We start from the raw sequence: 26,079 nt of genomic DNA on the forward strand, positions 1-26,079 counted from the left end.
AGCGGGTTGATTTATTACAAATATCTGAATAAATCACAATTATGAAAGGTAATCCCTTATTCCTTTTCCACAATTCCAGTGAGTTTATAGTATTTTACCTGATCATTCTGGGTAAAAACAAGAATAGCCTCGTCATCGTCTATGTCAAACGGACTTTTTTCAGGAAGTTGAGGTGGTTTATTCCCATATTCTTCTTTTGGGTCTTTATGCATTACCATATCTCCAGAGCCCATGCGGAAATCTGCCACATATAGATTCGATTTTTCCTCACTCTTCTTAAGATCTGATTTCATCCCGTGAAAATAAACGGCATCCAGGGATATCCTCTGGTCCTGTATAGTTGTAACGGGAATATTAAGTCTGATGCCATTCGAATTGTAGGTATAATAGACCTCGCTGAACTGTGCGGGGATGTGCTCCTGAAGGTCTTTATTGGATCCGCAGGACGCGAATACTGTCAGAATAAGTATTCCGGCCATAAATCGTAATGCATTTTTCATAATCTCGGTTTTTTAGATTCTGAAGTTATAAAAACAAAACCTGTACCAAAGAAAAAGCCCTCAATTATGAGGGCTTAAGTTTTTAATGTCTTATCCTGAACCTGATTCAGGAACTCGGATAAACTGAAACAAGTTCAGCCTGACAATTATAAATTATCCATTAAGAGCTTCTGCACCACCAACGATCTCGAGGATTTCATTGGTAATGGAGGCCTGTCTTGCTTTGTTATAAGAAAGTTTAAGGTCGTCCCTAAGCTCTTTCGCGTTATCTGTGGCTTTGTGCATGGCCGTCATACGGGCACCATGCTCTGCAGCAAAAGAATCTCTAAGCGCCTTGAACAGTTGCATCTTAAGAGATTTAGGAATAAGATCCTTTACGATCTCCAGTTTTGAAGGTTCAAAGATATAATCCAGTTGCTTATTGCTTTCGCTCTCGAACCTCTGGATAGGAAGGAACTGTTCATCCATCACGATCTGGGTAGCTGCATTCTTGAACTGGTTGTAAACGATATCAATTTTATCGTATTTGCCCTCAACGAACTTCTCCATCAGATCATCAGCGATCTCAGAAACATTTTCAAAGGTAAGCTCGTCAAAAATCCCGTTGTTGTTTTTATAAACATCATAGGACTTCTTAAGGATATCGTTGGCCTTCTTACCCAAAGTAAGAACTTCAACATCTTTCCCCTGATATTCCTCCTGGATCTTACTTTTCACCTTCTTAATGATATTGGTGTTAAAAGCTCCTGCCAGTCCCTTGTTAGAGGAAATAGCAACAATTAGAACTTTTTTCACCTCACGTTCCTCGGCATACTTGCTTCCGGAATCATCATCAAGAGTAGCACTTAAATCCTGCAGCAACTGGGTTAGCTTTTCAGCATAAGGCCTCATGGAAGTGATCGCATCCTGAGCCTTGCTCAACTTTGCAGCCGACACCATCTTCATGGCACTGGTGATCTGCATCGTTGATGATACCGAAGTAATCCTGCTACGTAATTCTTTTAAGTTTGCCATTTGTTATAATTATAAATTCAGAATTTGAAATTCAGAATTTTAAAATTAGTTCTTGTATTTTGATGAAAGCTCTTTGGCAACCGAAGTTAAAGTATCGGTAACTTCATCTGTTAGTTTTCCTGCTTTAAGAGTATCAAGAACATCTCTGTGCTTAGCATTAAGATATTCAAGGAAATCTACTTCAAATTCTTTAACCTTATCTACAGGTACATCTTTTAAAAGGTTCTTAGAACCCGCATAAATGATCGCGATCTGGTTCTCCACCGGATAAGGATCATTTTGTCCCTGTTTAAGGATCTCCACGTTACGCTTTCCTTTAGAGATCACGTTCATGGTAGCTGCATCAAGGTCAGATCCAAACTTGGCAAATGCTTCAAGTTCACGATACTGAGCCTGGTCTAGCTTCAACGTACCAGCAACTTTCTTCATAGACTTGATCTGAGCATTTCCCCCTACACGAGATACTGAGATACCCACATCAATCGCAGGACGAACCCCTGAGTTGAAAAGGTCTGATGTTAAGAATATCTGTCCGTCAGTGATCGAAATCACGTTCGTAGGTATATATGCTGAAACGTCTCCTGCCTGAGTCTCGATAATAGGAAGAGCGGTAAGTGATCCACCACCTTTTACTTTATCTTTAAGAATGTCGGGAAGGTCGTTCATTTGTTTTGCGATATTGTCATCGGCTATCACTTTTGCGGAACGCTCAAGAAGTCTTGAGTGAAGGAAGAATACGTCCCCTGGATATGCTTCACGCCCTGGTGGACGACGAAGTAGAAGCGATACTTCACGATACGCAACTGCCTGCTTTGAAAGATCATCATAAACGATCAATGCAGGACGCCCTGTATCTCTGAAATATTCACCTATCGCAGCACCCGCAAAAGGAGCATACACCTGCATTGGCGCAGGATCTGATGCGTTTGCAGCAACAATGGTTGTATAAGCAAGAGCTCCCTTATCTTCAAGTGTTTTGGCGATCGCCGCAACTGTAGAAGCTTTCTGCCCTATAGCAACATATATACAGTATACCGGTTCACCGGCATCATAAAATTCTTTCTGGTTAAGAATGGTATCGATACAAACGGTAGTTTTACCGGTTTGACGGTCACCAATCACCAGCTCACGCTGTCCTCTTCCAACAGGGACCATTGCATCAATAGATTTGATACCTGTTTGAAGCGGTTCACTTACAGGCTGACGATAGATTACACCCGGAGCCTTACGCTCAAGAGGCATCTCATATGTTTCACCTTCAATAGCTCCCTTACCATCAATCGGGTTTCCAAGAGTATCAACCACACGGCCAACAATTCCTTCTCCAACCTTGATAGAAGCGATACGCTGAGTTCTTTTCACAGTAGAGCCTTCTTTGATCTCCTTTGCAGGACCTAAAAGTACTACCCCAACATTGTCTTCTTCAAGGTTAAGAACGATTCCTTCAAGACCACTCTCAAACTGAACTAATTCCCCGTACTGAGCATTAGCAAGCCCATATACGTTAGCAATACCGTCACCTACGGTTAGAACGGTACCTACTTCGTCTAAAGAGGCCTTGGATTCAAAACCTGATAATTGTTGTTTTAATATTGCTGATACTTCAGCAGGATTTACTTCTGCCATAATTATTCAAGATAAAATGGTACGCCGCTGGCGCACCGGTTTTAATTAAATTTTTGAAACGTATGTGTTGTCTTTTAATTCTCTTTTTAGTCTGGTTAAGTTACGGGCCACACTTGCATCATACTGCAAATCCCCAATTCTTAACACGAAACCACCAATAATATCCTCATCAACGATATTCTTGATAGTGGCTTCAGAACCGGTTAGTTCCCTTACTTTGGAAAGAACCGTCGATTCCAAATCTTTATCCAGAGGCACAGCAGTAGTTACAACCGCCTGCCTTACATTGTTCATTTCATTAAACTGGATGATATATTGTCTGGCTACCAGGTGAAGGATGTTTATCCTTCCATTTTCCAGTAAGATATCTATAGCACCCTTTGTAATAGCATCAAGATCCTTGAAGATCTCAAGTAAGGCACTTTTTTTTATACTGTTCTTAACAACAGGACTCGTAAGCATCTTCTCAAGATCCCAACTGTTCAGGACAGTTTGAGAAATGGAGTGCATATCCTCATGTACGGCTTCTGCCGAATTCTTATCCTTTGCTAAAGAAAGGATGGCCTTTGCATATCGTTGTGCAGCTCTGGTTCCTCTCATAATCTAGTTAAGCTTAGCTTCACCAAGCATCTTCTCGATCATTTGGTGTTGTTCCTTTTTGCCTGATAACTCTTTGCGTAACACTTTCTCGGCTATCTCCACTGAAAGTTCTGCTACCTGATTCTTCAATTCAGCCATCGCAGATTGTTTCTCAAGCTCAATGCTTCTTTTCGCATCGGCAACGATCTTGTCTGCTTTTGCCTTGGCTTCTTCAGATGCATCTGCAATAGTCTTTTCTTTTAACTCACGGGCTTCTTTAAGGATCGCATCTCTCTCGGCACGAGCTTCCTTTAACAACTGATCGTTATCCGCCTTCAGGTTTTGCATTTCCTTGCGGGCATTCTCAGCTGAAGCCAATGCGTCGTTAATCGACTGTTCCCTGTTTCTTACTGAATTAAGAATAGGTTTCCAGGCGAATTTGGCCATGATGAACAATAGTACCAAAAACACGATGGTTTGCCAGAAAAACAAGCCAAATTCGGGAGTTATTAATTCCATAATTTTAAAAAATAATAGTTAAAAACATCATCTAAAAAAAGTCCTTTCGTAACCAACCGTTACGAAAGGAGCTCTTTGAATTAATTATCTTAGTACACCTAGAAGTGATGCTACAACCCCGAAAAGGGCAACACCTTCTACAAGTGCAGCAGCAATAATCATAGCTGTCTGGATTTTTCCAGAAGCTTCTGGCTGACGTGCGATAGCATCCATGGCAGAACCACCGATTTTACCTACACCTACTCCGGCTCCAAGAACCGCTAGTCCAGCTCCTAAAGCTGCAAGACCTACATACAATAATTCCATAATTGAAAAAATTAAAAATTAAAATTAATGATGTTCATGTTCCTCAACTGCCATCCCGATAAACAGGGCAGACAGAATCGTAAAAATAAACGCTTGAAGGAATGCTACCAGCAATTCCAATACTGTTATAAATAAGGCGAAAGGAACCGAAATCCCTGCAACGCCTGCATGTTCTAATATAAATATCAACCCGATCAAACTCAGGATAATGATGTGTCCAGCCGTAATGTTCGCAAAAAGACGAATCATAAGAGCGATTGGCTTAATAAACAACCCGGCTCCCTCAACGATCGCAAGGATTGGTTTCACCCAGGTAGGAATACCTGGCATCCAGAAAGTGTGCTTCCAGAAGTCCTTATTTCCATTCACCAAAATCAATACTAGTGTGAACAAACCAAGAGAAACTGTTACTGCTATATTCCCGGTTACGTTAGCCGCACCTGGTAGAAGTCCCATCAAATTTGTGATCCAGATAAAAAAGAACACCGTTAAAAGAAACGGCATGAACTTCATGTACTTCTTCTCACCAAGCTGAGGAATAGCAATCTCGTCTCTCACAAAAAGTACCAGGGTCTCAAGAACATTATTAAATCCTTTGGGAGCATGAGTATTCTTTTTATGATGTCTCGCAAGCCCTACCGAAAAGAAAAGGATCATCAAAATGACCGTAAGGAACATCGCAGCTACATTTTTTGTAATAGAAAGGTCCCATGGCTTGCTTGCGTTTAGCGGGTGGTGCTCTGCATCAAACTCCACTGCTGTTGCATCGGCATCCAGCCTGTAAATGTCTTCATGCAGGTTCACAAATCTCATCCCATCTTTCTCCACCACATGCTCACCTTCGGTATCATGGTGAAATTCACTGGACATAAATGTAACCAGGCCATTTTCAGTATAAAGTATCACAGGTAATGGAAGAGTCCATGAATTCTCACCTTCTCCAAAAAAATGCCAACCGTGTGAATCGCCAATATGATGCATAATCATCTCGGTTGCATTAAACTCCTCTTCAGCTTCTTCAGGAGATTCATGCTCCTGAGCAAAAGTAAATAACGGAAAAATGGCAAAAGCCAATGTTAAGTACACGCTAATCACTAAAGATTTATATGCTGTCATAGTACCTTTTCTACTTAAAAATTATGGGCTATAAATTTCCGTGCAAAGGTATACTTTTAATTTTTATCTGAAAGAGCCTCTTATAATTTTTTAGGTCTTTACTCAATTTTAACGATTTTGCTGAAATACAGGTGATTATTTAATATTGATAAGTCTTACTGCGTAAATGGTTTCGAAGATCAGAAATAAAAAATAAGGCACAAAAAACGCGATCATATCCTGAAACGGATTTTGTGTATCGCTAAGCATCATTGGAAGTAAAAAAAGTACGGCTGCCAGCATCTTAAAAAGACTGCACCCCATAAAAGCAAAACCTGTTTTATCTCGAAATGTATTATGGACATATATGAGGAACACATAAATAAGAAAGGTCGCAATTACATGAAACCCATAGATAGATATCGTATTATAATACAGATCGGTTTCAAAAATGTAATCCACCAGAACAAACTGGATACCGAAAAGCAACAGTGAAAAAGGGATAAAAAAACGAAGGAAAGGGATCAGTTTATCTTTCATCATTCGTCTTCGTTCAGATTTTTTACTCCCCTGTAAACCTGGTAAAGTGCTATAAAAACCCCCAGAAGAGATAGGGATATGGTATAGACCGAATATTTGTTGGGATATTTGCCATCAAGCCATACCCCAACAAATACTCCGGCAGCTATTGTAATTCCCATTTGAAAGGCAATATTGACAAACTGAAGATACTTATTACGCTGATCTTTTTTCATCATCCTTCTTAAGAGGCTTTATTCCGCCATTCATTTCGCAGGTAGCATTGAAGACTGCTCCGGGTTCTACAGCTAGTTTTCCTGCAACTACCTCTCCTTCGATATTCGCCGGACTTCTTAAACTCAAAGTTCCCTTTACAAATAATTTGCCTTTGAATTTGCCTTCAATATCAGCATTTTCGCATTCCAGGGTTCCATTAATAAGGCCGCCTTCGCTAATAACGACTTTTCCAGGAGTTTTTAAACTTCCTTCAAGAGTTCCTTCAATCCTAAAGCATCCTTTTCCAGATATATCTCCGGTAATTAAAGTACCCGCGGCAATACGGTTCTGTTGGTTTTGATCGGTTGTAGGCTTGGTTTTTTTGGGGTCTGAAAACATAGTAGGTAGGGTTTAGTTATTGTCCATATAAGTTCTTAAATTTTTCTTAATTTGTACAATTCTATAATTTTCCGCGGACAAAACAAAGGCTTCCCTATCTATTTTGTAATTTTTATTTTTTTGCAATAATTCCTGAAATCCCAGTGCATTAGATTCAGTCTGAAGTCCGTGAACAACAACAAAATTCTGCTCAGGATTGTAAACATCCATAGAAACCGACAAGTTTGCATAATCAAGTTCAGCAATAGCTTTTTCTATGGAATCTTTAAGTTTTATTCCCTGGTCATTCTCCGTATTCTGATAAGGATAAATAAGCTTGTAATTAGTCTGAAGGCTATCCCGGTTAAAATCAAGGCTCTTCAGTTCAGGAATACTTGTATTTAGCAGTTTTTGAGCTTTACGCCCCTCCTCAGTTTGTGGATATGTTGTTGCAACATAATTGAGAGCCTGTTCATAGGCATCAAGACCCAAAAGCCTGGCATTAGCCTGAGCCTTTAATAGTTCCAGCTTTGGAATTATGGGGTCTCCGGTAAACCTCGAGATATATTCATTCGCCGTGCTTATAACCTCTTCATAATTCTGTTCTTCATACTCTTCAAACAAAGTTTTGTACAGGAGGTCGGGGCTATTCTCATCTTTCTGAATACTCTCAGGATTTATGATGAATGCCGCATATCTGGAATCAGGATGATTCTGAAGTATGTCATTCTTTATTTGTTGTTGCTTCTGTAAATTTCCCTGTGCCCCGTAGATCTTATATAAATTGTATTTAGCAGGAAGAATTAGACGTTCTTCAGGTCCATTTTCTAAAAGAAATTCGAGTCTTTCCGCAGCCAGATCGTACTCTCCATAATTCTCATTATAAATAACCCCAAGTTGATAATAAGCCAGATTACGCTGAGTGGCTAGGCTATCAAGAACTGATCTTTCACCGGGAATCCTGCTTACGTATTCCATAGGATCATAAAGCGGATTATTATCCAGGTTGATGTCCATTATTCTCTCCTGGGCATTGATCGAACTCTGATTAAGAGCATTGGAACCCCATCTCCAGTTATCTGCCAGCTCCCTGCTTCCCCAGACCCTTAAAAAATCCTGGGCACCCCTGGAAACACGTAACGGATTATAAAAATAAAAGGTGTTTCCGGAACCTGAAACATCACCTGGCGGAAGGGCATTTGCGGAAGGAAAATTATTCTCCGGGCCTATGCTCGCCGTATAAACGGGAAGTTCGCCAGCCTCCATCTCCTTAACTGCTTTAGCTTTCAGTTCATCCGTATAATCTGTGAAATAAGCGATCTGTTCATCTTCAGTAAGGGAAGCCAGATAAAGTATACTATCTGTTTCCTCTGCCATATTCTCATACTTAATCACATCTTCAAGGTTCTCACGTTTTTTCTTAATAGTTCTGAACTCCAGCAATTCCGGCGACATATAGGTGAGAGTACTGTCAAAGTACTTTCCGGCATCCTGATATTTGGCCCGGTCAAAATTGATATTGGCGAGTATTTCGTAATTGATGGATTTCAAATAAATATCACTGGATGGTGACCTAAGCGATTTATTATAATATTCGATAGCCTTATTTGTAGAATCCAGCCGGGTGTAATATTCACCTAACTGAAAATATATTTTATCAAGGTATGGGCGGTTCTCCCTGTCTTCTTCAAGCTCTGTAAGCAGTTCTAGGAGATACTCTTCGTTTCCTGAATTGAAATCGAAATTCCGGGCCTTTTGAACATAAGCATTCACATAATAGATACGAGGAGATTTCCTGTGCAGCTCGATTACCTCGTCAAAAGCCGTATTTGCAGTGGCCGTTTCTCCAAGTCGGTTATGCAATTGTCCAAGAATATAGAAATACCGACCTTTTTCAGCATTTACATCTGTAAAATCGGCAGCATTATATAAAGGTGCCACGGCACTGTCTATCTGGTGGAGATTGATATAGGCCTGGGCCAGACTGGCACTCGCATCGGCCATATCCTGATCCTCCAGCCGGTCTGAATCAAGTATCTTCTTAAGGTTCTTGATCGCAAGCTTTTCATTGCCCAGTCTTATATTGGTCTTTTCCCTCCAGATACGGGCATGGGTTATATTGTCGCTTGCCGGGTACCGGTAAAGTATATAATTGAATGCATCCAGAGCCGGAATAAAACGCTGGTCGAAATACCTGGCTTTACCAAGAAGCAGATAAGCTTCATCCATTTGAGGATTACGCTCCTTACCCCCAATCTGCATAGAATGCTTTTGAATTGCTTTTACGGCCTTTTCTTCGGCCCTTCCAAAATTTTGATTTCTAACGCTGTCCGGTAGCAGGATCTTGTCATCCACATCCAGACGTTCCACCGGTAGTATGTCCCAGTAATTATCGGCATAATTCTGATTTATCTCTTCCCTGCCCTGTTCCAGTGCCAGCTGCCCGTTATAAAGTGTGTTATATTCTGCTGTAATGGCGTGATAATTCCTGTTAACAAAGGAATTTTTCTTTCTGGAACAGCTAAAGATTGCTGCAGAAAGTAACAGAAAAAGGCCAAAACGGGTAATCTTATTCAAAATGAACCATTTATGGGTATCATGAATAACTTTGATACCACTGGTTTAGTATGTAAAAGTAAACTTCTTTTTGCAAAGTCCAATAAGTGGCTACCTTAGCTTTCAGCAATTTCCCGGGAAAAATATTCTTCCAGTTCGTTAAGGGTAGCTTCTGAAGTCTCAATATCCCTAACGATATCTCCTTTATCAAGAACAACGATACGGTCGCAAACCTCAGTAACATGAATAAGATCGTGACTTGAGATAAGTACTGTTGTTCCGGTTTTTGAAAGTTCCTTCAGCAATTTCTTCAACCTTATTTGCGTGGTTGGGTCCAGGTTAGCGAAGGGTTCATCCAGGATCACAACTTCAGGATCGCCAATAAGAGCTCCAACGATCCCAACCTTTTTCTGGTTTCCCTTGGAAAGGTCGCGAAGGTATTTTTTCCTACCTATGATTTCGCCGTTGAAAAGATCTTCAAACTGGTTAAGAAATGAATCAATATCGGCTTTGTTTCTATTCCTTAATTCACCTATGAAGTAAAAATACTCTTCAGGAGTAAGATATCCGATAAGAAAACTTTCATCGATAAAGGAAGAAGTAAATGGCTTCCACTCTTCGCTTTCGCTTACAGTTATATCTTTATTAAATATATTTCCCGTAGTAGGCTGAATAAGATCCAGCAACAAGCTAAAAAAAGTGGTCTTCCCAGCACCATTATTCCCAACGAGGCCGAAATTCTGTCCTGAAGGGATATCCAGATGTTCAATGTTAAGCACCTTGGTGCCATTATATACTTTTGAAAGATTGGTGGCGGTTATCATATAAATCTTTTATTCTCCTTTTTGTTTGAATCCCTGTAACATCACATACTTTCTGCGGCGATATCTTTGTGCCAGAAAAGTTAACAGACTCGGTCGCATAATCAACCCAATTATTCCAAGGCCGGCCAGAAAGCCTACTGCAATTTCATAATTTATGAACTTATTAAAAATCCAGAAGAAAAATATCGGGATCAGTAATAAAGGAAGCCCTACCAGCCATTGGGAAGCCCCGGTACCCTGGTAGTTCATAAACGGACTTTTATCCAGATCTATCATCTTTTTATTGAAAGAGCCTGCATAAAGCAGGATTGGAACATTCACGCCCATATTATACAAAGCACAGGCGATATTAAGTAATAAAATATTCCATCCAAAATATACATAGGGCGTGGATAAGATAGCCAGGACAACGACGCTAAAAGTTATTAGCCCCATTTTTGAGGCCAGATACTGCCGCATTGAAATATTCTGGGCCATGATCATAGGGTAATATGAGGCATCCCATGAAGGCACAAACTGTCCAAAATTGATCATGAAAATTCCTGTGATGAAGATTCCCACGAACACAAAAAATGCCGGCATTTCCTGGTAGCTGTCATTGGGATAGAAAATAAGTCCGTAAGCAAGGAATATCAGGGAAAGATAAATAGTTGTTTTTGGTCTTTTATTTCTCCAAATAAGTTTAAGGTCCTGCTGAAGAAATGGCGCAATACTTCCAAACCTCTTTGTCCAGCCAAATTCCCGGGTATTGGCCTGCCTGCTTTTTCCCTTCAAATGTGCATCCAGGTAAAATTTTCCCTGAAGGTTAAGCTGATTCCATTTGTAAAGAAGAAGTAGCGCGATCATAGGTATTATTGCCAGATAGGGGTTCTCTACAAGAAATTCCAGAAGCCTTCCGAAGTAAACACTAATCTGGAAAATTTCAAGATAATCCAACAACGCAAGAACAATCCCGATGATCACCACAGGGATAAGTGCCTTTAAATTTTCAGTAAAACGTTTTTTTATAATGAAATTTATATAATTAACGCACAGAGTGACAGAGTATACTCCCAACATCCAGCCCAGCATATTAAGGCTTCCATAATCACCTTTAATTATACAGAATATTCCAAAAGGAATAATTAGAAATAATGGAAGGATATTATAAAAAGAATACAGGGATTTTAGCAGTACAAAATTAACAACCTTCCTTTTTTTGACGGGCAGGATCATAAGGGGCTTAATGTCTATCACCGGGAGGGTTTGGAGCATGAATCTGAAAATAAGTTCAAAACAGAAATAAACCAGCGCGAATCTGTTAACCACCTGTAGGGGTTCTCCCGCGGGGTAAAACTCCTTTAGCAAAGGATAAAGCGAAAACCCGAAGAAAAGAAACATCGCCGAAAAGTAAAAGGCAAGAAAGGCCATAAGAATTTTCAGGCCCAGGCTTTTTCCAAAACTAGCCGATCTCAAAAAGGATTTCCACTCTAACCAGAGAAATTTCCCAAACATAAAACCACGGTTTATTCTATAAGTATAGAAATTTAAAAGGATGTTACGATTAAAAAATCGGCATACTTTGTATTTTTGCGCACAAATAACAAGAAATGAACAAATTCTATCCGCTAAAAATAAAGGAAATAATTCGCGAAACATCCCAGGCGGTAAGTATATCTTTTGAAATTCCGGAAAATTTGAAAGAAGAATTCAATTTTTCGGCCGGACAGTATATCACTATAAAAACTGAAGCAGATGGTGAAGAATTAAGAAGGGCTTATTCACTATGTTCAGCTCCTAATTCTGATGAGTTCAAGGTGACCGTAAAAGAAGTTGAAGGAGGTAGATTTTCGGTGATCGCCAATAACAAGCTGGCTGCAGGAGATATTCTTGAAGTGCATCCGCCGGAAGGAAAGTTTATTTTAAAACCAGGAGAAGGAAGAAAGAATTATGCTGCATTTGCGGCTGGAAGTGGTATCACTCCCATTCTATCTATCATAAAAACCGTATTAAGGGACGAGCCTCACAGCAAATTTGTGCTGACCTATGGGAATAAGTCTGTTGACGACACCATATTCTTTAAAGAATTACTGAAGCTCCAGTCAGAATTTCCACATAGGCTATTCATCGAATTTGTCTACAGCAGGACAAAAGAAGAAAATGCACATTTTGGTCGTATAGAGACCAGCACTGTGAATTACGTGCTGAAAAATAAATTCCAGGATCATCCTTTTGACAAATTCTACCTCTGCGGGCCTGAGGCGATGATCAATCACGTTTCTGAAGTTCTGAAGGAAAATGGCGTCAAAGACGATCAGATCTTATTTGAACTATTTAGTAATTCAGAAGAAGAGAAGGAAATTGAAGGTGATACCGATGGGCAAACTAATGTGACTATTATGATTGATGAGGAAGAGTTCTCATTTTCAATGGACCGCAAAAGTGTAGTTCTGGATGAAGCACTGGAACATGATATTGATGTTCCATATTCATGCCAGGGAGGAATATGCAGCAGTTGTATGGCCAGGATAACAGAAGGTAAAGCTGAGATGAGCAAGAACCAGATCCTTACAGAAGATGAGATAGAGGAAGGCTTCGTGCTTACCTGCCAGGCACATCCAACCACTCCTACGCTAAAACTTGATTTTGACGATCTTTAATCTCCCTGAAGGGATCAATTATTAAGAACTTCATTAATTTTCAATAATACCATTTCCGGGGGAATGCTGCGCATCACATCTTCGTAGCCCTCCGGAACCTTATTGCCGTATACCGAAGTTGGTATCTTGGGGTATTTATCCAGATCTGGCAGTAGACAATTCCCCATTGGCTGATTAAAAGCTTTGAATCCGGTATAAGGGTGGGTTACTCCCCAAAGACTAATCACTGGAACCCCGTAAATTGCAGCCAGATGTGCATTACCACTGTCCATAGAAAGCATCGCGTCAAGATTTGAAATAAGACTTAGCTCTTCAGCAAACCTCAACTTGCCAACCACACTAATACAATTATCGTATTTATTCTCCCATATTTCCAGCTGCTCTCTTTCTTCATCTCCACCCCCAAAAAGGATAACCCTTATACTTCCTCGTCCGGAAAGTTCAGCAATCACTTTTTCCATTAGGTCTGCAGGATAGCACTTGGAATCATGCTGTGCAAAGGGTGCTATTCCCAGCCATTTGCGGGAGTCTTTCCCTATCACTTCATAAACCTTAGGTATTAATTTCCTTTTCTGAGGCGGAATATAGTTGGAAAGGTTAATGGGAAAGCCCAGTTCATTAAAAACATCGGCATAACGCTGATGTGTGGATTTAAGTTGCTTGAATTCTTTGTTGTTCTCCCTAGTAAGTGCTTTCTTTTCAGATCTACCCTTATCTATCTGCTTGCAGGGAATTCCATATAAATAAAAGACCGATTTAAGAATGTTGCTGCGTAAAACATCATGTAGATCGGCCACCATATCTATTTCCTCATCCCTGAGTTCCTTCGCTAGCGTGCCGAGTCCCATTACTCCACTATGGACACCCTTAATATCTGCTTCATAGACACGAACATTTGGCAAATGACTGAAGAGCGGTGTGAAAAAGCCCCGGGTTAAAACCGTCACCGTAATATTAGGATAGGTATGGACAAGCACACTAAGTACGGGAACCATCATCGCAACGTCTCCCATGGCTGAAAGACGGATCACAAGTATATGTGCCCCCTTAGTACTTGGTTGAGCTAAGGAATTTCCTGAGCCTTCCATAATTATCTACTTATTACCACGAAGTACAGGATTTAGTTCTTCGTCGTTGTACATCTTCATTTGTTTATAGACCTTCATATACTTCTCCCCGATTGAAATATCTTCCAGCAACTGGTCTATAGCTGTAGAAAGATCTACCCGCTGTTCGATTAATACATCCAGTTTTGTCTTACATTTCATCTGATGTTCCTGTGAAGCATCGTCGCGATTAGCCTCTTGGTTCATATGATAGATCTTAAGTGCAAGGATTGAAAGTCGGTCAATAGCCCAGGCAGGACTTTCGGAGTTGATTTTAGCATCCGGTTTGGGCTTTACATCCTTATATTTCTCCAGGAAATAACTGTCTATATATTCTACCGTATCGGTACGGTCCTGATTGGAAGCGTCGATCTGCCTTTTAAGTTTTAGAGCGGCTTCAGGATCTATATTCTGATCCCTGATAATATCCTCATAGTGCCACTGAACAGTATCTATCCAGCACTTTCTGTATAACAGGTGTTCCAGAAGATTCTTATCTGCATCGTAAGGATTTACAAACTCCTGATCCACATTATCTTTTTCGTGATATTTCTCTATAACCTCCCTGAAAATCGTATTGGCTTTATCTGAAAACATTTGCTATTATATCTTTGTTTTAATAATTCGTTCCGGCGGATTTCCGCCTTGATTTATAGTGAATACAAAGATATTATTTTTAAAAAGAGTATCTCTGAAAGTATATGGTAAACCTGAGTATTTATACAAAGAAGGCTACTATGAAAGGCATTAGAATAAGTGTGGCAAGAATGATTTCCTTCAAAATCCTGTCTTTTTTATTTTCAAAATAATTCGATGCAATAATGCTTAGGGGTACAAAAAAGAAGATAAGCTCGCTGCCGTTCTTAGTAGGTGAAAATAAGGCTACTGCTACTGCTACGACAAGACTGAATAATATCATACTCAAGATTGGACGCCTTGAAATGCTGGCTTTTTGGATAGCTGCAAAATACTGGAAAAGTGTCCAGATAAGAAGCCCCAGAGTTATACTCAAAGGGATCAAAACCTTAAGTTCCCCATACCGGGAGAAATCAAAATTACTGGCCTGGAACCAATCAGAAAACGTATAAAACTGATCGTAAACCAGCAGGTGAAAAGTAAGCGTTAGAGAGGCCACCGCCGAAAATGCCACAATAGGAATGAGCCAGTTTCTAAAGTTTGATGCGAAATTCAGGATCGCAAAAAACACTACAGCAAAGAAAAGACCTGACCAAAAATGATAAAGAGTAGCAATACTTATCCAGAAGGTGGCATCAAATATCTTTTTCTGAATAAACTTGTGGGATCTCAGACTAATTATCCTCCTTAGAGCAAAAAGGATACACAGGTTTGCAATAATTACCGATTCATTCTCAAGCAGATGAAAAAAAGAAATGGCAAAAACGGCAAATAACAATGTTTTATAGGCACTACGCTTGGTGAGTTCATTCTTTTTAGCAATGAAATTGAGTACCATTAAACTTAGAATAAGCACAAAAAGTGCAGTCAGCTTTTCGAAGAATTCACCCCAGTCAAAGCCATTTTCCCAGGTGGTGAAATTAACGCCAATATAGAAAGCGCAAATCAACAAAATGATCACCAGAAGGTTTAAAGGTTTGGATTTGCTAAAAAAGCTTGTTAGCATTGGCGTTTTTTATATTTTTGTATTCACAAACAAAGTTCAAACAATGAAAGATTTTTTTGAGGGAATAGCCTGGCTTTTTGAAAACATACTTTTTTATCCTCTTGATGCTTTAAGAGAACTTGAACTGGATTCCTGGTTTCTTGCAAATATCCTTAACTGGATTTTCATGATCGTAGGCATTCTTGCGTTCTTCTACTGGATGAAGCAATTACAGAAATTCAACGACCGCAATGAAGAGAACAGAGAATCTACTTCTCACTCGTTCTTAGGATAAATCAAAACCTATATCTTTTCTAAAATACATCTTATCAAATTGCAGTTTTTCTGCACTTTGGTAAGATTTTTTTAGTGCCTCCTTGTAGTCCTTTCCAAAAGAGGTCAGGGCAATTACCCTTCCCCCGCTGGTAACAATATCACCTTCCTCATTATTCATAGTCCCTGCATGGAAAACGATAGAACTGTCGATTTCTTTTAAGCCTTTTATTATTTTTCCTTTTTCATAGGATTCAGGATAGCCACCTGAAACAAGCACTATGGTGCTCGCGGCTCTTTTATCCAGTTCAAGCTCTATCTGGTCCAGCTCACCTGTCCAGGTTTTTTCAAGCAGATCAACAAGATCGGATTTTATCCTCGGCAACACCACTTCGGTCTCAGGATCCCCCATTCGTACATTGTATTCAATTACATATGGTTCGCCGTCTACTTTTATAAGACCGATAAAAACAAATCCTTTATAATCGATTTCTTCTGTTTGAAGTCCGTTTACCGTTGGTTTTACAATACGTTCTTCGATCTTATTCATAAAATCCTTATCAGCAAATGGAACCGGTGATACAGCTCCCATTCCGCCCGTATTCAGGCCGATATCTCCTTCTCCTATCCTCTTGTAATCTTTTGCAGTTGGGAGGATCTTATAGTTTTTCCCATCGGTAAGCACAAATACACTTAGCTCTATCCCATCCAGAAATTCTTCGATAACCACTTTTTTGCTAGCTGCACCGAATTTTCCCGAAAGCATGTTCTCAAGCTCCTTTTTGGCTTCCTCAAGATCGTCAATAATCAGTACACCTTTTCCGGCTGCAAGCCCATCGGCTTTTAGAACGTATGGAGGTTGCAGGGTTTCCAGAAATTTTTTACCTGCCTGCAGACTCTCAAAACTAAAACTTTCATAGGCGGCTGTTGGAATGTTATACATCGCCATAAATTCCTTAGCTCTTTCCTTGCTTCCTTCGAGTAAGGCGCCACGGCCTGAAGGACCAATGATCTGAATATCCTGCAGTCTTTCATCCTTTTTAAAATAATCAACGATTCCTTTAACCAGCGGATCCTCAGGTCCAACAACGATCATATGTATATCCTTTTCCAAAGCCATATTTGCCACAGCTGCAAAATCTATAGGGTTTACCTGAAGGTTTTCAGCAATTGCAGAGGTTCCTGCATTTCCGGGAGCAACATAAAGCTTCTTACATTTCGGGCTTTGAGCGATCTTGTAAGCAAAAGTATGTTCACGGCCACCGGAACCAAGGATAAGGATATTCATCTGTGTCTAATTTTAATTATTGCCTCAAAAATAATTGTTTGTAAATTGAAGCCCCAATAAATTCGTTAAAAAAGCTCTACTGCCCTTGGATTGGTTCAAACTTTCACTGCAGCTCAATAAATTTCCTATCAAAAGGGCTCAAAAAACCCTGGAAATTATCCAGGCAATCCCTGAAGAGGAATATGCCGCGTATCAACGGAAACGCAGAAATTCGATCATTGATTATCACATTCAACACAATTCTTTTTACCGCGAATTCTTTATATGGGATGGTTTTGATGACTGGAAGAATGTACCTATCATGAAGAAGGCTGATCTTCAACATCCTTTAAGGGAGCGTCTAAGTTCAACTTATAACACCAAAACCGCCTATATTGGAAAAACCTCCGGGAGTAGCGGCCATCCCTTTATTTTTGCCAAAAACCGCTTTGCCCACGCACTGAGTTGGGCTGGTTTTCAGGATCGTTATAAATGGTATGATATAGATCTCAACAAATCGCTTCAGGCCAGATTTTATGGTATTCCGCTGGATTTCTACGGAAATATCCAGGAGAGACTGAAAGACAGGATAAGCCTGCGGCGACGCTTCAATATTTTTGACCTAAGCGAGAAGAAAATGGAGGCATTTTTGAAACGCTTCAGAAGTTCCAATTTCGATTATTTAAATGGTTACACCAGTGCAATTGTACTTTTTGCGAGGTTCTTAAAAGATAAGGGAATCGTTCTAAAGGAGCTTTGCCCCAGCCTTAAGATCTGTATTGTTACTTCTGAACGGCTTTTTGAAAAGGACAAAGAACTTATTGAAAACTCCCTTGGCGTGCCGGTTATCAACGAATATGGAGCAAGCGAAGTTGGTCTCATCGCTTTTGAAGATGCCCACAATCACTGGATCGTGAATTCTGAAGATTTGTATATTGAAATTTTGGATGAAAATGACAATATCCTTCCCTATGGAGAGGAAGGCAGGGTTGTGATCACATCTCTTTTTAACAAAGCACATCCCATGATAAGGTATGATATCGGGGATACTGGTTGCCTTTCAAAAGAAAGTACATTAAAAAAACCTATTCTGGAAAAACTGATCGGCAGAACCAACGATATCGCCAGGCTTCCTGATGGTAAAGTAGTTCCGGGCCTTACATTTTATTATGTTACCAAAACGGTTATTGAAGACAGCGGAAACATTAAGGAATTTGTTATAATCCAGACTGAAATTGACAGTTTCAAAATTGAATACGTTAGTGAAAATGAACTTTCAGAGGAACAAAAAAATAAGATCCTTGCAGCAATAGGAACCTATGTAGGGAAAAACCTGAATATCACATTTAAAAGGAAAAATATCCTGAAACGTAGCCCCAGCGGTAAACTGAAACAATTTACTTCCCTGCTGAAATAGTTTTAATCTGTTTTGATTTTATAAATAAATGCTCGTTCAGAAAGATGAGTATTCTCCAGATGCTTCTTAAATACCCGTAATCCAAAACCTGATTATATATCATGAAATTATATTTCAGCATTTCCAGTTTGTTATTGGAAATAGAGTTTTTTCGTATCCGGTAGTTAGCCAAAGATTCGCGAATACCTTCCATGGGCCCACCCTCTTCAATAACTTTTAACCATAATGCCCAATCCTGTCGTTTGCGAATCTCGGGGCAATATATCTTACCCAAAACCTTTGCACTATAAACTCCCGTTAGATTCCCAACATAATTTGCTTTCAGAAGCTTTTCATAAGTGAGTACCGGAAGTGCCTCAACCCGTTTGTTTAAAGATTCTCCATTCTCTGAAATAAGATCATAACTGGAAAAGCAGGCAGCTATATTTTGGTGAGAAAGAATTTCAAGCTGTTTTTGAAGCTTTTCAGGCTTCCATTGGTCATCTGCATCAAGAAAAGCAATAAAATCACCTGTAGCGCCTTCAGTCCCCTTGTTGCGGGTTTGACATGTCCCTTTATTGACAGAATTATTAAAAATCCGGATGCGGTTATCTGTTTCGGAATATTTCTGAATGATCTTTAAGGTAGAATCTGAAGATGCATCATCAATAACCAGAAGCTCCCAGTTTGGATATGTCTGGTCAATAACAGACTGAATAGCTTCAGAAATAAAGGCTTCCGAATTGTAAGCCGGCATTATCACTGAAACAAGTCCGTAATCTTTCATACTATCTTCGAATGTGTTTCGAGAAATCTTTATGCTCTCTTTTCTCAAGCTCGCCCTCACTAAGACTTCTAAAATAATCATACGTGATCTTCATCCCCTCCTGCCTGGAAACTTTAGGTTGCCAGTGAAGTACCTCCTTGGCCCGTGAAATATCCGGCTGTCTTTTCATAGGGTCATCCTGCGGAAGTTCCTTAAAAACAATTTTCTGATCGGTTCCGGTAAGTTTAATGATCTCCTTTGCAAAATCAAGGATGCTTATCTCATCCGGATTGCCAATATTCACCGGATCTGAATAATCACTTAAAAGCAATCTGTAAATCCCTTCCACCTGATCATCCACATAACAGAAAGATCTGGTTTGGGAGCCATCGCCAAAAACCGTAAGATCCTCGCCCCTTAATGCCTGACCAATAAATGCAGGTATTACGCGCCCGTCATTAAGTCTCATTCGTGGACCGTAGGTATTAAAGATCCTGGCAATCCTGGTTTCCAGTCCGTGAAAACGATGATAGGCCATGGTTATTGACTCCTGAAACCTTTTGGCTTCATCATATACCCCTCTGGGACCAATGGCATTAACATTGCCGAAATATTCTTCATTTTGCGGATGAACCTGCGGATCTCCGTATACCTCAGAAGTTGAAGCAATAAGTATCCTGGCTTTCTTTTCTTTTGCCAGCCCAAGACAATGAAGTGTCCCGAGGGAGCCGACCTTTAAGGTTTGAATCGGGATCTTCAGGTAATCGATGGGGCTAGCGGGAGATGCAAAATGAAGGATATAATCCAGTTTACCAGCCACATGAACAAATTTGGTTACATCGTGATGGTAAAATTCGAATTTCTCATTACTTATAAGATGCTCAATGTTCTTAAGATCACCGGTGATAAGGTTATCCATACCAATCACTTCAAAACCTTCTTTAATAAATCGGTCACAAAGATGAGATCCCAGAAATCCGGCAGCTCCGGTAATAAGTATTCTTTTAGCCATAAGAGTTTAATTGCTTAAAAAGTAATCATTTTTCATCAATAAGACTATGCAGACTTTCCTTCCAGTCCAAAATTAGGAATCCGAAATTCCTTTGAGCCCTTTCCTTTGATAGCACACTGTATTCCGGTCTTTCGGCCAGCGTCTTAAAGAAGCCCGTTTTATTCAGACTCACCTGATCTATCTTTCCGGAATAATTCAGAATCTCTTCAGCGAAATCGTACCATGTGGCCTCACCGAGATTGCTGAAATGATAGAGCCCGTATTGCCGGGAATCAGAATCGATAATCTTTAACACGAATTCTGCCAGATCATTAGCATTTGTAGGAGTTCCCAGCTGAGAAGTAGTGATGTTAAGTTCCGCATTTTCATCTGCTTTCCTCAGAATGGTATTGAAAAAGTTATGCCCGAATTCTGAATAAAGCCAGGAGGTTCTGAAAATAAAATATTTGTCAAAAATCGCCTGAATATTCTCTTCTCCTTTAAGTTTTGAAGCTCCATAAACATTAATGGGTTCAACCCCATCAGTTTCCCCGTAGGGCGTTGAGGCTTTTCCGTTGAAAACATAATCGGTCGAAAAATGGAAAAGTGTAGTGTCATGTTGTTTACAAATCTCAGCAACATTTCCGGCAGCTTCGGCATTCACCAAAAAGGCTTTTTCCTTCTCCTTTTCTGCCTTTTCAACATTCGTATAAGCCGCTGTATTAATGCAATAATCCGGCTTATGTTCCCTGAAAATTCTTTGGAGACTTTCCTTATCGGTTATATCCAGCTCTCTGGAAGAACAGAATAGAAATTTATAATTCGGATATTTCTTTGCCTGCTTCTGAAAACACTTCCCTAACTGGCCATTAGCTCCGGTCACTAAAATAGTTTTCATTGAAATGCTTCCTTAAAGGTTGGTAAATTCCGGTCCTTTTCTGAAAGGATCATCTCATTTTCAGGGAAATTCCAGTCGATATTCAGATCGGGATCATTGTAAATGATACCACCCTCTGAACCCGGCCTGTAATAATCGTCACATTTATAAGCAAAGACCGATTTTTCCGAAAGAGTAAGGAACCCATGGCCAAATCCTTTTGGAACATATAGCTGGTGGAGATTTTCATCATCCAGAATAGCCGAGTAGGTTTTCCTGAAAGTTGGAGAATCGGGTCGGAGATCTACCACCACGTCCAGAACTTTTCCGAATATAACTCTTACAATTTTTGTCTGTGCGAACTCTCCTTTCTGATAATGTAATCCGCGAAGGACACCGTAACTGGAAACCGACTGGTTATCCTGGACAAATTCGGCATCTATCCCGGTAAGTTCAGCAAGGCGTTTACGATGATAGGTCTCAAGGAAAATCCCCCGATGATCCTCAAATATTTTAGGTTTTATAAGAAAACAATCTTTTAAGGGCGTTTCTTCTACCTGCATTTTTTGATTTTAAGAATTAAAAATTTGCTCCAGAATCTTTTCGGTTATGAGATAGGTTGGTTTAACACCTGAAGTTCCCAGACCTCCTGAAGCCAATGTGCTACCTGTTTCAAGAGGGTTATCTGAAGCATAATAGGCATATCTCACCTTTACGTTTTCATCTATACTCCCCCTTAACCTTGAAGCTGCCTGGATCGCCTTCTGGTAATGGGCTCCTTCCATCTCCAGTCCGCAAACGTTCCAGGTTGATTCATGGAAGAACTTAAGGATATCCTTGTTCTGCAGTGAGGTTCCAAGTACGGTGATCATAGCCCCGTCAACGACATTGATTCCATGCCCCTCCAGATCTGCTTTCTTGAGTTCATTTTTGAATGGGTAATTATCTGCGGTTCCTTCAAAAAGGTGTGCATCGGGAATCATAATATCTCCCTTGCCACCTTCCAGGATTCCCGCTTTCCCCATAATGGAAATAGACTTCACATTCATTTTGAACTCCATATCCTTATGCCTTAAGGGCTTTAAAAGCTCATCCATGGTTTCATAGGCCTGTTCACCAAAGGCATAGTCCATTACAATAATAACAGGCTTTTCTTTCGGACTCAGGTTCTTGAAATTAGTATTCTTAAAGCCTGCTTCCAGTTGCGCAGTATCAAAGATCTGAACATCGATATTGGTCCCGCTATTATCTTCAATAAACAGCATCCCTTTATCCAGCGCGGCTTTCGTTATTTTATTCCTTAACGGGCCGTTAGCACTATCGCTGAGTTCTTCATAAATATTAAGAATCTTCTTCTTTTTCAGTTCGTTCTTCAGCGCATATGGTGTATAAAGCGTATTCATAACACTGTGCATATTGGCACTGATGATATGAAGAGGTCTATCCATGAGATCGTTCTGTATAAGCTTCATTTTTATATCATTTGCCCATTTCTCTCCATGTATATGATGCCCCAAACGTTCCCTTAATACTGGACTAAAGGTGATAATGCGCTTTTCATTATTAACGGTTTCCGCAATAGCCATCCTTCCCAAAGACCAGATGAGCCTTAGGAAGCGGTCTGGATTATTGGGGGACGAAAATTTAGGGTAAAAAAGACTTAACTCATGAAAGGTCCGGCCCAGGATACTCGCTGTATGAGTTAAAGCCACTTCTCGCTGCGCCTGGCTTAATTGTTCCTGGCTAACTGCAAGTTCAAGTTTTTCCCAGTCACGGTTAACGCTCCCATCTTCATCTATGAGGACCCTTTTCATGATCTTATGGGATTCAATAAAGAGGAAAGTAAGATGGGTAAGAATATCATAAATCTCAGATCTCCCGCGAGTGATCTCGATATTCATCTGTTCCTCGTCTATGCGGTAACAGTTCCTTCTTCTTTTAGGCGGGACTATAGGCTTGAAATGGGAATTCCCATAACCTTCATCGCTGGTAAGGTTTATAAAACGGCATTCTTCAATCCCTTTTGGCAGTCTATCTATTACATACAGTAGTCCTTCAAGTTCGGCCTTATCATCGGCTATGGAGCCATAAATCTCAGGTCTCAGGGTGAAAAGTGATTCCCTTAAAGTTTCGCCTGAAACGCCCATGGGTTTATAGAACCCACGGTTAAAGAGATGCCTCATGGTGATATACATGCGTTCAATAGCGCCGGAACTCTCCTGTGCTCTTGTTCGCCCCTGTAAGTTCAATATAGACATAGTAGTTTTTTATATAATCTCATATAGTTTATCGGCTATTTTTCGGTCATTAGACAGTCTTGGAAGCTTGTTTTGCCCTCCAAGTTTGCCTATTGACTTCATATACTCCTGAAATGCATTTCTCGGCATTCTGGTGATCTTTAACCTCTGGAGAATATGACCTTTTATTAAGTCGAAATAATAGGAATTCTGCTTTTGCAGAGATGTGTCGACTATATCAGCAAATTTATTCAAATCTTCCGGTTCCCGCTCAAATTCCACGAACCATTCATGATATGGAAGCTCATCGCCCTCCGGATTAATCTGTGGAGCTACGGTAAATTCGCTGATGGCCGCTCCAGTTTCTCTTACCGCTTCCTGCATTGCTTCCTCTACTTCCTTGGCTATCACATGTTCACCAAAAGCTGAAATAAAATGCTTTATCCGCCCTGAAACCATAACTCTATAAGGTTTAAGCGACGTGAACTGGATGGTATCCCCCACATTATAGGACCAAAGGCCGGCAGAGGTAGAAACTATCATTACATAATTAACACCTTGCTCCACCTCATGGAGTAAAAGTCTTCCGGGATTTTCATCATAGAACTCATCAGCTTTTATGAATTCATAGAACATTCCCGAGTCCAGTTGGAGCAACATTCCTTTTTCACCCTGTTTATCCTGAAATGCAAAAAATCCTTCAGAAGCAGGAAAAAGTTCAATGCTGTCCACTTTTCGGCCTATAAGATTCTCGAATTTTGACCGGTAAGGTTCATAATTCACTCCGCCGTATATGAAAAGATCGAAATTAGGGAATATCTCGCCAACCTTTTTTCCGGTCTTATCTATAAGCCTTTCAAAGTACATTTGCACCCAGGAAGGAATTCCGCTTATCACAGACATATCTTCCCTTAGGGTTTCATCAACAATGGCATCTACCTTTGTTTCCCAGTCTTCAATGCAATTGGTTTCCCAGCTTGGCATCCTGTTTCGCTGTAAATAAGCCGGAACATAGTGCGCAACGATCCCTGAAAGTCTGCCTAGTTTAACACCGTTCTTCTCGCTTAGTTCAGGACTACCTTGCAGAAATATCATTTTCCCATCAACGAACCTGGAGTTGCCGGTATCATTTATATAGCACAAAATGGCATTTCTGGCCGCATTGATGTGCGTAGGCATAGATTCTTTTGTAAGCGGGATGTACTTGGCGCCACTTGTTGTTCCGGAAGTTTTCGCATAATACAAAGGTTTTCCAGGCCATAGCACATCCTCCTCTCCTTCAACCATTTTATCTATATAACTGCGTAGTTCTTCATAGTCCCTAACCGGAACCTTGTTTACAAAATCTGAATGTGAAGTTATATTCTGAAAATCATGATCTTTTCCGAACCTGGTATGCTTTGCTGTTTCAATAAGTTCTTTAAAAACCTTTTCCTGGGTTCGATGTGGATCATTCGCCCATTTATTAATTTTCTTCCTGATATAAATGGCAAATATTTTAGCGACAAAAGACTTTATAGACATAAACTAGTTAAAATCAATATATTCAGATGGATCTACAGGATTACCTTCGTTCCAGAGTTCAAAATGCAGATGGGGACCGGTTGTGAGTTCTCCGGTAGATCCGGCGGTAGCGATCACCTCTCCTGCCCTCACCATATCGCCCTGGGATTTGGCTAAGGAAGCATTATGCTTATATGCTGAAAGAAGTCCGTAACTATGTTCAATTATCATCACATAACCGGTTTCGGCAGTCCATTCAGCAAAGATCACCCTTCCATCGGCGACAGATTTTACCGGGGCATTACGGGAAACCACAATATCCACGGCATAATGCCTGTCTTTTATGCTATAGGGTTCAGAAACCGAACCCTTGACGGGTGGAAAAAGTGAAAAATTGATATTATCGGTTGCAGTAGGCAGGATATTGTACTTATCCTCCTGAGCCACTTCTTCCCTGAGTAAGGAATCGGCTTTTATCCGGTTTATCTCTTCATATTCCTGATCTGATATCGGCTGACTTAAAATGGAATCCCGGTCAAGGCGCTCAAGATCAAATTCGCCCGTTAGAGCTCTCTTTATGGAAGAAAGATACTGGTCGTTAAGACGTATCACATTCTGTAGGGAATCTGTCTTATAAGCCAGGCTGGCGGCTTCCTCTTTCAGTTCAGCCGAGGAATAACCGGGAATGTATTCCCTAAGAGGAGTAAATGCTATTAGAACCGTGGTGGCAGCTATCAAAAAAATGGCTGAAAGACCTACAGCTACAAAGACATTAAGCCTGGTGAGACGAAATGAAAACCGTTCTTCAAAGGTATCTTCATTTAGAATCACCATTCTATACTTATGAAGCAGTTTTTTTGCGAACTTCTTTTTATTCTTTTTATCTGTAGCCATAGCTGTACTTAGATTTTACAAAGATAAATTAAATAAATTCCCTCAGAATAACAGTTTAAAGTTAATGATCAGGTCTTTTCAGGTTGGCAATTTATTGCCTTCTTAACGTATATATTACTTAATTCTTATTAAGTTTGTAAAACTAAATTAAAAGACATGAATACATTTATTTTGCCTTTGGCTATAGGAGCGCCGCAGATTATTTTAATTGTAGTGGTGATATTGTTGCTTTTTGGGGGACGTAAAATTCCTGAATTGATGAGAGGTCTTGGAAGTGGTATCAAAGAATTCAAAGATGCTTCCAAAGATGATGATAAAGGAGCAACTCCCGATGACAGTAATAAAGTTCCCGGAGAGAATAAATAATCTCCTAACTT

The 26,079-nt window shown here is 40.1% G+C and carries 28 protein-coding genes; 4 read left to right on the forward strand and 24 right to left on the reverse strand.

Annotated features, from left to right (window positions below; all coding sequences use genetic code 11):
• Positions 1-56: 56 nt before the first annotated feature.
• The 13 genes from LU635_RS06985 to LU635_RS07045 form a co-directional block, all read right to left on the reverse strand.
• Positions 57-500 carry a hypothetical protein gene (locus tag LU635_RS06985; RefSeq protein ID WP_240097575.1) on the reverse strand — a complete coding sequence of 148 codons (444 nt, stop codon included), beginning with the start codon at positions 498-500 and terminating at the stop codon, positions 57-59.
• 153 nt (positions 501-653) lie between these two features.
• A complete protein-coding gene (gene atpG / locus LU635_RS06990; protein WP_240097576.1) occupies positions 654-1,514 on the reverse strand; it encodes an ATP synthase F1 subunit gamma in 861 nt (286 codons plus the stop codon).
• Positions 1,515-1,559: 45 nt separating this feature from the next.
• Positions 1,560-3,140: a F0F1 ATP synthase subunit alpha gene (gene atpA, locus LU635_RS06995; RefSeq protein ID WP_240097578.1), complete on the reverse strand. Its 1,581-nt coding sequence runs from the start codon at positions 3,138-3,140 to the stop codon at positions 1,560-1,562.
• Between the two features lie 45 nt (positions 3,141-3,185).
• The gene (gene atpH / locus LU635_RS07000; RefSeq protein ID WP_240097580.1) at positions 3,186-3,740 is read right to left on the reverse strand and encodes an ATP synthase F1 subunit delta; all 555 of its coding nucleotides are present in this window, start codon (positions 3,738-3,740) and stop codon (positions 3,186-3,188) included.
• A 3-nt stretch (positions 3,741-3,743) separates the two neighbouring features.
• Positions 3,744-4,238, reverse strand: a complete 495-nt coding sequence (locus LU635_RS07005; RefSeq protein ID WP_240097582.1) for a F0F1 ATP synthase subunit B — start codon at positions 4,236-4,238, stop codon at positions 3,744-3,746.
• A gap of 84 nt (positions 4,239-4,322) precedes the next feature.
• Complete coding sequence (gene atpE / locus LU635_RS07010; RefSeq protein WP_011711113.1) at positions 4,323-4,544, reverse strand: ATP synthase F0 subunit C; 222 nt, start codon at positions 4,542-4,544, stop codon at positions 4,323-4,325.
• A gap of 24 nt (positions 4,545-4,568) precedes the next feature.
• Entirely contained in the window at positions 4,569-5,660 is a 1,092-nt protein-coding gene (gene atpB / locus LU635_RS07015) for a F0F1 ATP synthase subunit A (protein WP_240097584.1), read from the reverse strand.
• Positions 5,661-5,795: 135 nt separating this feature from the next.
• Positions 5,796-6,182, reverse strand: a complete 387-nt coding sequence (locus tag LU635_RS07020) for a hypothetical protein (RefSeq protein WP_240097587.1) — start codon at positions 6,180-6,182, stop codon at positions 5,796-5,798.
• Complete coding sequence (locus LU635_RS07025) at positions 6,179-6,397, reverse strand: AtpZ/AtpI family protein (protein WP_341482118.1); 219 nt, start codon at positions 6,395-6,397, stop codon at positions 6,179-6,181. Before LU635_RS07025 ends, LU635_RS07020 begins: the two co-directional genes overlap by 4 nt.
• Positions 6,375-6,773 carry a bactofilin family protein gene (locus tag LU635_RS07030; RefSeq protein ID WP_240097592.1) on the reverse strand — a complete coding sequence of 133 codons (399 nt, stop codon included), beginning with the start codon at positions 6,771-6,773 and terminating at the stop codon, positions 6,375-6,377. The genes LU635_RS07025 and LU635_RS07030 overlap by 23 nt, the downstream gene beginning before the upstream one ends.
• A gap of 12 nt (positions 6,774-6,785) precedes the next feature.
• Complete coding sequence (gene porW / locus LU635_RS07035) at positions 6,786-9,329, reverse strand: type IX secretion system periplasmic lipoprotein PorW/SprE (protein WP_240097594.1); 2,544 nt, start codon at positions 9,327-9,329, stop codon at positions 6,786-6,788.
• Between the two features lie 95 nt (positions 9,330-9,424).
• Entirely contained in the window at positions 9,425-10,132 is a 708-nt protein-coding gene (locus LU635_RS07040) for an ABC transporter ATP-binding protein (protein WP_240097596.1), read from the reverse strand.
• Between the two features lie 9 nt (positions 10,133-10,141).
• Positions 10,142-11,626 carry a DUF5687 family protein gene (locus LU635_RS07045; RefSeq protein WP_240097598.1) on the reverse strand — a complete coding sequence of 495 codons (1,485 nt, stop codon included), beginning with the start codon at positions 11,624-11,626 and terminating at the stop codon, positions 10,142-10,144.
• A 95-nt stretch (positions 11,627-11,721) separates the two neighbouring features.
• Between LU635_RS07045 and LU635_RS07050 the strand changes: the two genes are divergently transcribed.
• A complete protein-coding gene (locus LU635_RS07050) occupies positions 11,722-12,771 on the forward strand; it encodes a ferredoxin--NADP reductase (RefSeq protein ID WP_240097600.1) in 1,050 nt (349 codons plus the stop codon).
• Between the two features lie 14 nt (positions 12,772-12,785).
• Here the strand turns inward: LU635_RS07050 and LU635_RS07055 are convergent, their stop codons facing one another.
• The 3 genes from LU635_RS07055 to LU635_RS07065 all read right to left on the reverse strand — a co-directional run bounded on the left by LU635_RS07055 (position 12,786) and on the right by LU635_RS07065 (position 15,519).
• The gene (locus LU635_RS07055; protein ID WP_240097602.1) at positions 12,786-13,859 is read right to left on the reverse strand and encodes a glycosyltransferase family 9 protein; all 1,074 of its coding nucleotides are present in this window, start codon (positions 13,857-13,859) and stop codon (positions 12,786-12,788) included.
• A gap of 6 nt (positions 13,860-13,865) precedes the next feature.
• Positions 13,866-14,474: a DUF4254 domain-containing protein gene (locus LU635_RS07060; protein WP_240097605.1), complete on the reverse strand. Its 609-nt coding sequence runs from the start codon at positions 14,472-14,474 to the stop codon at positions 13,866-13,868.
• A gap of 121 nt (positions 14,475-14,595) precedes the next feature.
• Positions 14,596-15,519, reverse strand: a complete 924-nt coding sequence (locus tag LU635_RS07065) for a DUF6427 family protein (RefSeq protein WP_240097607.1) — start codon at positions 15,517-15,519, stop codon at positions 14,596-14,598.
• 43 nt (positions 15,520-15,562) lie between these two features.
• Here LU635_RS07065 and LU635_RS07070 point away from each other — a divergent pair, with 43 nt between their 5' ends.
• The gene (locus LU635_RS07070; RefSeq protein ID WP_240097609.1) at positions 15,563-15,793 is read left to right on the forward strand and encodes a DUF6341 family protein; all 231 of its coding nucleotides are present in this window, start codon (positions 15,563-15,565) and stop codon (positions 15,791-15,793) included.
• On the opposite strand, the gene purD is transcribed toward LU635_RS07070, so the two are convergent.
• Entirely contained in the window at positions 15,785-17,059 is a 1,275-nt protein-coding gene (gene purD, locus LU635_RS07075) for a phosphoribosylamine--glycine ligase (RefSeq protein ID WP_240097611.1), read from the reverse strand. The two genes, LU635_RS07070 and purD, sit on opposite strands and share 9 nt — an antisense overlap.
• Before the next feature lie 85 nt (positions 17,060-17,144).
• Between purD and LU635_RS07080 the strand changes: the two genes are divergently transcribed.
• Positions 17,145-18,455, forward strand: coding sequence for a phenylacetate--CoA ligase family protein (locus LU635_RS07080; protein WP_240097613.1), 1,311 nt, complete (start codon positions 17,145-17,147; stop codon positions 18,453-18,455).
• On the opposite strand, the gene LU635_RS07085 is transcribed toward LU635_RS07080, so the two are convergent.
• From LU635_RS07085 to LU635_RS07115, 7 genes are read right to left on the reverse strand one after another with little or no spacing between them, the layout of a single operon-like run.
• Positions 18,436-19,221, reverse strand: coding sequence for a glycosyltransferase family 2 protein (locus LU635_RS07085; protein ID WP_240097615.1), 786 nt, complete (start codon positions 19,219-19,221; stop codon positions 18,436-18,438). The two genes, LU635_RS07080 and LU635_RS07085, sit on opposite strands and share 20 nt — an antisense overlap.
• Position 19,222: 1 nt before the next feature.
• Complete coding sequence (locus LU635_RS07090) at positions 19,223-20,212, reverse strand: UDP-glucuronic acid decarboxylase family protein (RefSeq protein WP_240097617.1); 990 nt, start codon at positions 20,210-20,212, stop codon at positions 19,223-19,225.
• A gap of 25 nt (positions 20,213-20,237) precedes the next feature.
• Positions 20,238-21,089, reverse strand: a complete 852-nt coding sequence (gene rfbD / locus LU635_RS07095) for a dTDP-4-dehydrorhamnose reductase (protein WP_240097619.1) — start codon at positions 21,087-21,089, stop codon at positions 20,238-20,240.
• On the reverse strand, positions 21,086-21,631 hold the full coding sequence (gene rfbC, locus LU635_RS07100) for a dTDP-4-dehydrorhamnose 3,5-epimerase (RefSeq protein WP_240097621.1): 546 nt from the start codon (positions 21,629-21,631) through the stop codon (positions 21,086-21,088). The genes rfbD and rfbC overlap by 4 nt, the downstream gene beginning before the upstream one ends.
• A gap of 9 nt (positions 21,632-21,640) precedes the next feature.
• On the reverse strand, positions 21,641-23,326 hold the full coding sequence (locus LU635_RS07105) for a DUF6909 family protein (RefSeq protein WP_240097623.1): 1,686 nt from the start codon (positions 23,324-23,326) through the stop codon (positions 21,641-21,643).
• A 9-nt stretch (positions 23,327-23,335) separates the two neighbouring features.
• Positions 23,336-24,829, reverse strand: a complete 1,494-nt coding sequence (locus LU635_RS07110; protein WP_240097624.1) for a GH3 auxin-responsive promoter family protein — start codon at positions 24,827-24,829, stop codon at positions 23,336-23,338.
• A gap of 3 nt (positions 24,830-24,832) precedes the next feature.
• Positions 24,833-25,702: a M23 family metallopeptidase gene (locus LU635_RS07115; protein WP_240097626.1), complete on the reverse strand. Its 870-nt coding sequence runs from the start codon at positions 25,700-25,702 to the stop codon at positions 24,833-24,835.
• Between the two features lie 156 nt (positions 25,703-25,858).
• Here LU635_RS07115 and LU635_RS07120 point away from each other — a divergent pair, with 156 nt between their 5' ends.
• The gene (locus tag LU635_RS07120) at positions 25,859-26,068 is read left to right on the forward strand and encodes a twin-arginine translocase TatA/TatE family subunit (RefSeq protein WP_240097628.1); all 210 of its coding nucleotides are present in this window, start codon (positions 25,859-25,861) and stop codon (positions 26,066-26,068) included.
• Positions 26,069-26,079: the final 11 nt, after the last annotated feature.

The sequence above is a fragment of the Christiangramia crocea genome (assembly GCF_022410465.1).
Taxonomy (GTDB): domain Bacteria; phylum Bacteroidota; class Bacteroidia; order Flavobacteriales; family Flavobacteriaceae; genus Christiangramia; species Christiangramia crocea.